12 protein-coding genes and 4 pseudogenes are annotated in these 10124 nt (G+C 42.8%); 4 read left to right on the top strand and 12 right to left on the bottom strand.

The features are described 5' to 3' along the window. Window positions 1–123: 123 nt before the first annotated feature. Window positions 124–729 (bottom strand): annotated as a pseudogene (locus tag EHW56_RS15140) (ISAs1 family transposase); the annotation flags it as partial. 187 nt (window positions 730–916) lie between these two features. Here EHW56_RS15140 and EHW56_RS15135 point away from each other — a divergent pair. Continuing rightward, window positions 917–1675, top strand: a pseudogene (locus tag EHW56_RS15135) (IS30 family transposase); the annotation flags it as partial. Here the strand turns inward: EHW56_RS15135 and EHW56_RS15130 are convergent. From EHW56_RS15130 to EHW56_RS15110, 5 genes are all read right to left on the bottom strand, one after another. After that, window positions 1639–1959 (bottom strand): hypothetical protein, encoded by a 321-nt coding sequence (locus EHW56_RS15130; protein ID WP_152800109.1) that lies wholly within the window; start codon window positions 1957–1959, stop codon window positions 1639–1641. The pseudogene EHW56_RS15135 and the gene EHW56_RS15130 sit on opposite strands and share 37 nt — an antisense overlap. Before the next feature lie 161 nt (window positions 1960–2120). After that, on the bottom strand, window positions 2121–2489 hold the full coding sequence (locus EHW56_RS15125; RefSeq protein ID WP_069362635.1) for a VOC family protein: 369 nt from the start codon (window positions 2487–2489) through the stop codon (window positions 2121–2123). A gap of 94 nt (window positions 2490–2583) precedes the next feature. After that, window positions 2584–3156, bottom strand: a complete 573-nt coding sequence (locus tag EHW56_RS15120; RefSeq protein ID WP_152800107.1) for a hypothetical protein — start codon at window positions 3154–3156, stop codon at window positions 2584–2586. A gap of 114 nt (window positions 3157–3270) precedes the next feature. Continuing rightward, window positions 3271–3708: a hypothetical protein gene (locus EHW56_RS15115; RefSeq protein WP_152800105.1), complete on the bottom strand. Its 438-nt coding sequence runs from the start codon at window positions 3706–3708 to the stop codon at window positions 3271–3273. Between the two features lie 38 nt (window positions 3709–3746). Then, window positions 3747–4325, bottom strand: a complete 579-nt coding sequence (locus tag EHW56_RS15110) for an N-acetyltransferase (protein WP_227486573.1) — start codon at window positions 4323–4325, stop codon at window positions 3747–3749. A 60-nt stretch (window positions 4326–4385) separates the two neighbouring features. On the opposite strand from EHW56_RS15110, the pseudogene EHW56_RS15590 reads away from it, so the two are divergent. Then, window positions 4386–4493 (top strand): annotated as a pseudogene (locus tag EHW56_RS15590) (IS110 family transposase); the annotation flags it as partial. Window positions 4494–4710: 217 nt separating this feature from the next. Here EHW56_RS15590 and EHW56_RS15105 read toward each other — a convergent pair. After that, on the bottom strand, window positions 4711–5058 hold the full coding sequence (locus EHW56_RS15105; RefSeq protein WP_152800103.1) for a hypothetical protein: 348 nt from the start codon (window positions 5056–5058) through the stop codon (window positions 4711–4713). Between the two features lie 116 nt (window positions 5059–5174). Continuing rightward, on the bottom strand, window positions 5175–5822 hold the full coding sequence (locus EHW56_RS15100; RefSeq protein WP_077663537.1) for an HAD family phosphatase: 648 nt from the start codon (window positions 5820–5822) through the stop codon (window positions 5175–5177). 215 nt (window positions 5823–6037) lie between these two features. Here EHW56_RS15100 and EHW56_RS15095 point away from each other — a divergent pair. Continuing rightward, a pseudogene (locus tag EHW56_RS15095) lies at window positions 6038–6262 on the top strand (IS110 family transposase); the annotation flags it as partial. A gap of 661 nt (window positions 6263–6923) precedes the next feature. Here the strand turns inward: EHW56_RS15095 and catB are convergent. The 3 genes from catB to EHW56_RS15585 all read right to left on the bottom strand — a co-directional run bounded on the left by catB (window position 6924) and on the right by EHW56_RS15585 (window position 8649). Then, entirely contained in the window at window positions 6924–7553 is a 630-nt protein-coding gene (gene catB / locus EHW56_RS15090) for a type B chloramphenicol O-acetyltransferase (RefSeq protein WP_152800101.1), read from the bottom strand. Window positions 7554–7697: 144 nt separating this feature from the next. After that, a complete protein-coding gene (locus tag EHW56_RS15085; RefSeq protein WP_152800098.1) occupies window positions 7698–8237 on the bottom strand; it encodes a GNAT family N-acetyltransferase in 540 nt (179 codons plus the stop codon). A 172-nt stretch (window positions 8238–8409) separates the two neighbouring features. Next, the gene (locus EHW56_RS15585; protein WP_077480441.1) at window positions 8410–8649 is read right to left on the bottom strand and encodes a hypothetical protein; all 240 of its coding nucleotides are present in this window, start codon (window positions 8647–8649) and stop codon (window positions 8410–8412) included. A 353-nt stretch (window positions 8650–9002) separates the two neighbouring features. Here EHW56_RS15585 and EHW56_RS15075 point away from each other — a divergent pair, with 353 nt between their 5' ends. Further along, window positions 9003–9962 carry an integron integrase gene (locus EHW56_RS15075; RefSeq protein ID WP_152800096.1) on the top strand — a complete coding sequence of 320 codons (960 nt, stop codon included), beginning with the start codon at window positions 9003–9005 and terminating at the stop codon, window positions 9960–9962. Between the two features lie 60 nt (window positions 9963–10022). On the opposite strand, the gene EHW56_RS15420 is transcribed toward EHW56_RS15075, so the two are convergent. Beyond that, window positions 10023–10124 (bottom strand): glycosyl transferase (locus EHW56_RS15420; protein WP_102504739.1); only part of this gene is annotated, 102 nt, incomplete at its 5' end.

Below are 10124 nucleotides of genomic sequence, written 5' to 3'. Positions count from 1 at the left end.
CTTTAAATGTATCGATATCCACGGTATCTATCCCGAACTATTTTAGAATCGGCCTATATGATCACAGCCAGAGGTGATCGTCAAACCGATCCTTTTTTGGTCAAAAAACGTTCGCGATCTCGCCCTGCCTTGGTTTCCTTTAACGGCAAGCAAATAATCAGCATTTTTATCAATGATTTTCTGTGCGACTTTGTGCTGACAACCCATAGCATCTATGGTAATCAAACAACCTGAAATATCGAGCAATTCCAGCAGCTTAGGGATGGCCGTAATCTCATTGGTTTTACTATTTACTTTCGACTGTCCGAGGCATACACCATTTGCTGTTGCGAATGCATTAACCATATGAATAGCAGCTTGATCTGTTGCTCGATTATATGAGCCCCTTAGTGTTTTTCCATCAATGGCAACCACTTCGCCATCCGTTAATTCATGACACGATTTCATCCATTCTATAAAGGCTTTTTGTAATGCCTTTGGACTGATGGTTCCCATCACTCTTGCGATCGTATCTGCCGACGGTGACGTTTTACCTGAAAAGCCAAAACGTAATAAGAAATCGCGCTGCTTACGGCCATAATCACTAATGCCTTTCCAAGTATCATGGCCAGAAAGAACCGCACAGATCGTTATCAAAATAATATCTGATAACGTATGTTCAACTTTTCCTTCTTGGCGAATATCTTTGATGGAAACGAAATGCATAAATGGACTTTTTTCTTCTGTCATTTTAATCTCCTAAACATTAGGAGACCATTAAATCGCACTGAAAATGATCAACAAATTGATCCTTTATTTTCACTCATTTTAATTAATAAACATGGTACAACGCACGGTTTTAAGCTTTAATTGATAAATAAGTCATTAAATCGATAGCCCAGGCATGGCGCGGATCTTCATGCGTTTTCCCTGGCGCATACCTTCGATGACAATCGACTTTGTTAAACTCTGCCTGAACGTTGATTGGAGCCCAGAGCAGATTAGCCATGTGAGCACGCGGTTGAGCATGCCTGTCAGCCATGAATGGATTTATCAATATGTGGCAACGGATAAAGCGGCTGGCGGCAAATTATATAAATCATTGCGCCAAGGGCACAAACGCTATCGTAAGGGCAAAACAAGCAAGCGCTGTGTGATACCAGACCCCGTCTCTATCGATGAGCGGCCAGCCATTGTTGATACTCGTGAGCGTTTTGGTGACTGGGAAATCGATACTGTTTTAGGCAAACACGGCACAGGCGCGCTTGTCACTATTGCTGAACGAACCAGTCGCTTTTACTTGGCAAAAAAGGTGGGCAGCAAAAACGCTGATGTCGTCCGTGATGCCACCATTGAGCTACTTCGACCGTACGCCGCGCATGTGCACTCAATCACAGCAGATAATGGTTCAGAATTTGTCGGACACAAGGCAATAGCCGAGGCATTAGAGACAGACATTTACTTTGCTCACCCTTATTCATCTTGGGAGCGAGGTTTAAACGAAAACAGTAACGGGCTGCTCAGGCAGTATATTCCCAAGGGCACTGACCTGCGTGAAATCACTGAAGAAGAGGTGATGCAAGCAGTGGCCCGTTTGAATGCTCGACCAAGAAAATGTCTTGGTTTTAGGCAGCCTAGCGTTATCTTTAACAAGTTATGTCAGGCTGCAAATGAGAGTGTTGCACTTCGCGGTTGAATCCGCGCTTGCCCAACATACCCATAACCTTTTGCATCCATGAAACTGTGTACAGGGTTTTGGATTCCAGACTTTTCAACCCTACGTTTAATTTCAGTAGTATGTTCGGTAATCCATTCTGAGGCTTTACCAGAGGCGTCTTTGGCCTCTTCAGTTGCACTGTCACCAACTCCTTGAAGATAGAGGTTATGTTTATCACATACCTTTGCGAGGTACCTCCAATCAAAGAAAAAGATTAATCCGCGAACTACAGGTATTAAAAGCAAGAAAATCAACAATTCCATATTTTTTCGTTCTCAGTGCTCAGGAAACATAACGCCAAATTAAGGTGTGAACAACGCTAACCACCTACCTAATGCATTGTGCCATACACACTAAACTTGCTTGAAGTGAGAGCGATTAGCGTTGTGAATCACCCTTAAATTTTATTGTTAGGGCCCAGAACCTATTGGTATACGCTGACTTCGATTAAATTCTTATCAAGATCCAAAAAATAGACCGATTGGATTGAACCAACAGCTCCTGATTTTTCTACGGGACCCTCAATGATCTTCACATTTTCTTTGACCAAATGCTCTATCACTGACGCCAACGACCAATCAGTAATTAAGCAAATATCACCTGAACCCACATTGGCTATATTTCGCGGTTCTTGACCCAGAAGCTGAAAGTTAATTTTCTGATTTCCAAACGTTACAGCTTTCCGACCGTTGGAAAAAGTGACTTCATCCATGCACAATACCCGTTTGTAAAAATCTACTGATTTTTCTATGTCGGAAACTGTAAGGACAATATGATCTATGTGACTAATCATCACTTTACTCCTTGCGCCCTAACGCCCGCAGCATGCGCGGCTTTGGAATGAAGGCGAAGCCGCAATGGAAAAGCCGTCGCTGTGCCTGCGATTGTTATGCATAAGCAAGCTGGAACGCACCAACTCTCTCGAAAAACTCTCCTCCGACGAGAAAAGGACGGTAATATCCATCTTTTGGATTATCCTTCGGCCGAACAACAGCCACGCACTTGTCTGCTGGGAAGTTTCCTCTGCCCTGCAGCACATCCATGTGAGCTTCACCAGTAAAATCCACGACACTTCCATCGCTCAGCGTGAGCCAAGCATGGGCCTTTAGAGGGCTGTTGACATCAGGGCAATTCAGCTCATTCTCGATTTCGCGATAGGACATGCGACAGTACACGTAATCACTCCAGAACTTATCTCCTACTGTGACCACACTAGATACAGCAATCTCAGACTTCAGGAGCTTTGTAAGCATCATGTTAACTGGAATGCAGTTGTTCGCTAGGTTCTCAGAGCAATCAAATCCTTGAGAGTAAAGAAAATCGAGGCAAAACTGATATATCCGCACCATTTTCTTTTCAGAAATCTGCTTTTTAAAGGGCAATGCACGGTCGCCGGGGTTAAGCCCCAAATCCAAAGTCCTTTTATGTGCGGCAATAAATCGTGCCTTGTAATCGTTCATGGGGGTAATCCCTCCGTACCCATCTTTTTTGCATAACGCCCGCAGCACGCGCGACTTTGTAGTGGAGGCAAAGCCACAACGAAAAAGCCGTCGCTGTGCCTGCGATTGTTATATTCAGAAATCCACGCAACTACCAAGTGCAGCATCTAATGGACTACCATCAAGATCAGCAGCCAATCTCGCTAACTCTTGCGCCCGAATATCAAGCTCTGTTAACTGCTCATTGCTCAATTCTTTAAGCTCTTCAGGACAGTTCTCAGAGTAATCTTTAAAAGCGTCGCTTTGTCGTGATCCAACAATCATTGTGCTGCAATAATTTACAATTTGAGCCTTCTGGGCAATATAGGCCCGACTAAGCACATCGAATGTTGCTGCAAAGAGCATGACATTCTTTGGATCGACGATTGACGAAACTACAGTGTCAGCTATGCATTGCTGCTTCTTCGTTAGGGTCTCACCTTGCTCTAATTTTTTCTGAATGTTTTCTGCTGTCTCTTCTTCGCCGCAGGCAACCAGCATAAGAAGTGAAAGAATAACTACTAAATTTCGCATTATTCTCCTTATCTTGGGATTGAAATATAACGCCCGGCTCACGCGCCGGTTTGGAGCCGCGAAGCAGCGGAAAACCGGTCGCAATGCAGCCGATTGTTAGTTTGAGTTCGTTTAGACATGTTGATACCTGTGGCTTTGAAACCAAGCTCTTTATAGAGCTTAAATGCACGTTCATTGTCGTACGAAACCAACAATTCTACTCGCTCAATTCCATTGTCAGCCCATGACTCGTTTATTGCTTGAAATAATTGGCTACCATAACCATTTCCTTGGTACTCAGGAAAGATTTGAAAATCATAAATAAATACGGAGCTGTCACCCAAAAGATACCAGAAATAACCAATTACGTATTTAATGCCACCTTGCTCAGCTTCCAAGCAGAGAAGAACGTTATTTTCCGTTTGTAACCCTAGAGGTAAGCACTCATCGAGTTCCTTATTTGCTAACGCAACTCCTTCACCATGAGATACTTGCTTTGCGTCAGCTAGCTCTCGACCTCTAAATTCATTTGAATACGACCTATAATCCGAAAACTCTTCTTGGGTCATATTTCTGTATGAAACCATTCTTCTTTTAACCTTGATTGTCAATTTGATCTGAAAACTAACGAATGACATGGATTCCTCCTCTTGAAGATCTGCCACACTTAGGTGCGGCGTTTAATACCGGAGGTAACCATGTCTACTCAATTCATTTGTGGCGCTGATCTCGCCAAGCACCACTTTTCTCTTCACGCGGTGGATGACCACGGAAAAGTCATTCTCTATAACTCGTTCCCACGCTCCTGCGTGGGAACGGGAAGTAATGTCTAATGGCCCTGTCACATGATTGGCAGGCAGCGGTGAGACCGCAGTAAGAGACCTTCTATATATGTTTGCCGTAAGCAATGACTTAATGGCGGAAATGACAGAACGAAGTAGACGACTTTGTTGTTCGAGAGCATTGGCTGCTGCCGCAGCCAAAAATGCTATTGCCTATTGACCGGAGAAGGGCTCATATGTGTTATACGCGTTCTCCACGATTGAACGCAACTACAGTAGCGCGTAATTTAGTTAGCTTAAACTCTGTAAGTAACACTGTAACAAAAGACAATATAGAAACGGAGATAAGTGCAACATTAATCAAAGCATTACCACTAAACTCATAAATACCTGACAGACCAATAAATAGAAAAAGACAGGAAATTATCGATAGAATCGAATCATTCGTTTTAACTTTATACTCATCAGCAGGTATATCTTTTATTATCGAAACCGGATTTGAGAGCCCGTCAAGCCGAACTGCAATTTTTCCTTTTTTAATTTTTACTTTTAGGCCAGAACTTCTTAACGAATTAGCTAAATCTTCCATGATTGATTATCTCCATTTCTGCGAGCGCATAACGCAAAGCACAGTTGCAAAATACTTGGCACTATATTTTGCGAAGCAAAATTTGTGACATGTATTTTGTCAATTGATGCGCCTTTTTATACGAACATTTCCTCATATGTGCTGATTGCTTTAACTGCACCGGTTAGGTCATTTTTACCATTAAAGTCATGCTTAACAGCAATGACGTCACAGCCACTAGATTTACCAGCACGAATACCCGCTGTAGAATCTTCAAACACAATTGTTTGGTCAGGTGAAGCAGCTAATTTGCCAAGAGCTAAAGTATAGGCTTCAGGATCAGGCTTATGCTTAGTTACGTGCTCCTGCGTGATAACAAGGTCAAAAGCATTCTCTAGCTGTAACGAGGCTAAAATATTAGCCACCATCCATGTTGCTGCTGAACTAACAACTCCACACTTTTTACCTGCTAGTTTTAACTGTTCTATGTAAGCCTTAGCCCCAACATTTAGCTCAAGACCATCATTGAGCAACTGTTCGTAATGAGCTCGAAAGTAGCAATTAAACTCTGTTAAGTCAGGAGCAATATTTGCATTTTCAAAGAAGTGACCCGTTACAACCTGCCAACTTTCACCCATAACATCTTTGTAAATGTTGTAGTCTACGTGTGCGCCATAATCTAAACACGCTAATGCTAACGCTTTGCCCTTTAAAGGTTCTGAATTTACTAATGTTCCGTCCATATCGAACAGATAAACTTCATAATCTTTCAATTCACTCTCCATGTTAAATTTTCGAGTTCGTATAACGCTAAGCCAAGTAGTGAGCAACGCAATACGAAGTCACTGCATAACACCTTAAACACATAAATCAACGCATACTAAAAATGCCACGCGTTGCGAATCTGTCTTAAGCGCTTTGATACTCATTGAGCCTTCTCCTCCAGCTTAACCAGCAGGCTAAGCTGGAAGGCGACAAATCCAAAAAAGGAGAAGACTCGATGAGATTTTATAACCAACAGCATGATTATTACTGCGGCATCGATCTGCATGCGCGCATTCTTTACGTCTGTATCATTGATTCTGCGGGTAACACCGTGGTTCATAAGAAAGTTGACGCCACCCCTGACGCACTCTTAGACACTCTTGCGCCCTTTCAAGACCAAATTGTTGTCGGCATCGAGTGTATGCATTGCTGGTATTGGGTTAGTGACCTTTGCCGCGATAGACGGCAGTAAGAGATCTTCTATATGTGTTTGCCGTAAGCAATGACATAATGGCGGAAATGACAGAGCGAAGTAGACGACTTTGTTGTTCGAGAGCATTGGCTGCTGGCGCAGCCAAAAAATGCTATTGCCTATTGACCGGAGAAGGGCTCATATGTGTTATGTGTGCTCCCAAAAAGCAACTTGTTGCCCACTTTTGCCCTGTTGGCTAAAATTTGACAAATGAATGAACATGTTAATACTATTGATGACTATTTAACCAACGGAAGGCTTAAATCGTGAAGGAAATCATCAACAACATAAGTATTTTTGTAGGCAAAAACCTTAGCATCATTGGGTTTACCTCTGGTGTTCTATTTTACTTGGTAATCAGGTAATTGGCTCAAGAGACAGCAGATAAGCAGATTTATTTGGCCGTTTTACAACTTTGACGCTGTCTTTGGCATTGTTACCCCAAACTTTTCCACCCGTGAATAACCATTCTTTTCAGTGCTTTTATTGCTATCACTTTCGCGCTGCTATCTCCGATTACTTCGTAACACATAACGCCAAATTAAGGTGTGAACAACGCTAACCACCTACCTAAAGCATTGTGCCATAAACACTAAACTTGCTTGAAGTGAGAGCGCCGCGCGTTGTGAATCACCCTTAAATTTTATTGTTATGTGCGTACTTCCTCCTTCCAATAATTGTAAAGGTTTTCAATGTCACAGGAGCAAAGATGCTTAATACCGCCCTTTAAAGCGCTCTCAGGCCAATCCCACCACTGCATTTCAAGCAACATGGCTATCTCTGACTCCGAAAAACGGAACTTAATATGTTTTGCTGGATTTGAACCGACAACCTCATATGGCGCTACATCTTTGGTTACGACAGCTCTACTTGCGATGATGGCGCCATGACCTATGTTGACGCCAGACATAATCATTGCTTCTGAACCAATCCAAACATCATTGCCAACTACAGTATCACCTGCGCGTTGAAATCCATCAGTAGCATCGGCGAAAATCTCATTGTCTTGGTAAAAGAATGGAAATGTACTAATCCAATCGTTTCTATGCCCCTGATTTCCCGCCATCATAAACACAGCGCCGGAGCCTATTGAACAGAAACTACCGATAATAAGCTTATCAACATCATCTCTGTCCGGACTGAGATAACGAGCACAGTCATCAAAGCTATGGTTGTGATAGTAACCAGAATAGTAGCTATGCTCGCCTACAATAATATTCGGGTTTGTCACTTGTTGCTTTAACGGGATCCCCGAAAAAGGAGATTCAAAATAATTCATAATCTTAATTTATCCTAGAAGACACATAACGCCGCGTTAAGTGGTGAACAACGCATCCACCCAGCCTAAAGCATTGTGCCGTAAACACTTAAGCAGAAGCAAACTGAGAATGCCAAGCGTTGTGAATCCGTCTTAAACGCTTTGTTATGTGCGTTCGTTAAGTTTGGACGTAAGGATATGGTCTTCCCATTGTCCTGCAATTTTTAAGTACTTCCTAGCGACACCTTCTTTCTCGAAACCTAGTTTAAGCAGCACTCTTTCACTCGCTACATTATGTGGCATGTAAGTCGCCATTATTCGGTTAAGACCAACGATATCAAACATGTAACCTATCGATGCTTCGAGTACTTCGGTCATATAACCTTGACCTTCAAACTTTCTAGAAATGGAGTAACCTAAAAAGCAGGCTTGAAAAACACCGCGAGCTATACCCGTGAAACTACAAACACCAACAATTTCGCCTGCATCTTTATCCAAAGCTAAAAACTTAACTTCACTACCTTTCTCAAACGCAGACTCACTGTTTTTACACTGAGACAGCCAGTTGTCTAAAGTATAAAATTCATCTGTACGAAGTGGTGACCATGGAGCTAAATGCTCACGATTTTCGAGTTGGTATGCAAGCATATCTGAAGCATGCTTACTGGACATCACTTCAATTCGAGTCCTTGCCGTATCTATCATTTTTCCTCCGAGTACATAACGCCAAATTAAGGTGTGAACAACGCTAACCACCTACCTAAAGCATTGTGTCATAAACACTAAACTTGCATGAAGTGAAAGCGCCGAGCGTTGTGAATCACCCTTAAATTTTATTGTTAGTTGTGAAACTTACCACCTGCCGAGATCTACAACCTTAATCTAGGTAGTCTGGTGTATGTAAGTTTGTACCGCAGACTTTGCACTTGTAATCACCTGAAGGCTCACCTTCCATTAACGCACTCGCTATTGCTGCAAATAAGCTAGAAAAGAAACCCTTAACTTCTTTTCCCGTGTCTTCACCAGATTTAGAGAAGCTTTCATACTTATGAAACGTCACCTTTTTGCAATTACAGCAGAACGCTTTGGTCTCTTCAGCGCCGTATATTTGAACCAACTTGATTATCTCCAACAACCTAATTTTTCACCCAGCAACTAACATTGTATTAGTGCGCGTGCTCGATTTGTCAAAACCGTTATACGCGTCTTTTTTCATCTAACTACCTATAATTAAACATATTTTTACCGCTTGAAGCAATCACCTTGTCTGCGAAAGTGTGCATGCCGTCTATCCCGGATAAGGCGTTCACACTATCCTCAAAGGCGAAGTTATAACCGTCTGATTATATTGAACTAAAGTTTTCTCTTTCGGCGATAATGTGAATGTGCCTCGAAAAAGCGTGCACACTATTTGGCTTTCTCTACCAATAAGCTGTATGAATAAACAGTCTTAGATGGAGGGAAAGGATCATGATCAAAAGCCCGTTTATGGCAAGCCTTCAGCACGAGATCAGGCGGCGAGGCTATGCGATCAAAACTGAGAAGAGTTACCTATACTGGGTGCGCCGATTTATCCTTTTCCATCATAAGCAACATCCGACAGAGCTCAGTGATGAGGATGTAAAAACGTTTCTGTCTTATTTGGCCAATGCGCAACAAATTTCACCGAATACGCAAAAGGTTGCACTCAATGCACTGGCCTTTCTATACAACCAGTTTTTAGACCAGCCGCTAGGTAAGATTGCATTTAGTCCGTCCAAAAAATCGCCGCGAATTCCAATTGTGCTCAGTAAAGAAGAAGTTGCCAGAATTTTTGCCTACCTTGGCGCAAGGGATAAGCTGATTTGTGGGCTTATGTACGGCAGTGGCCTACGCATCAATGAGTGCTTGAGGTTACGCATCAAGGATTTGGATTTTAATCATAACGCGATCACTGTTCATAATGGCAAAGGTGGAAAATCACGCACCACCTTGCTGCCTAATCAATTGGCTGATGAGTTACATACATTATGTGAAAGAGCTGTCGACATTCAGCAAGGCGACAATCAAAAAGGTATCGGACCCTCCATGCCTTATGCGCTGGATAGAAAATACCCCAATGCATACCGCAAGACAGGCTGGATGTTTATTTTTCCTTCTTACAATTATTGCCACCACCCAGTGTCTAATAAGCTCTGCCGACATCATCTGCATGATTCCAATGTGCGTAAAGCCTTAAACCGTGCGGTGCAAAAGGCTGGCATCACCCATAAGCACGTTACCTGTCATACGTTTCGCCATAGCTTTGCCACACAGATGCTTTTGGCGGGTTACGATATTCGCACCATTCAAACCTTATTGGGCCATACCGATCTCTCTACCACGCAGATCTATACTCATGTGATTGGTCAGCAATTTGCAGGCACAACAAGCCCAATGGATTTACTTTAACGTCCACGCTACCGCCCTTTGGTTGGCGGCGTCCACACGGAAAACGCATGAACATCCGCGTCACGAAAGGCTTCCCAGCACGGTCGCCAGGTACTCTTGGTCCATCGCGCACATCATTCGCTTGCGTTGAATACCGGCTTTAAAACTCTTCTCTTGCTTTAA

Source organism: Salinivibrio sp. VGrn1 (assembly GCF_009377995.1).
GTDB classification, from domain to species: domain Bacteria; phylum Pseudomonadota; class Gammaproteobacteria; order Enterobacterales; family Vibrionaceae; genus Salinivibrio; species Salinivibrio siamensis.
This window is presented reverse-complemented; position numbering and strand designations above follow the sequence as displayed.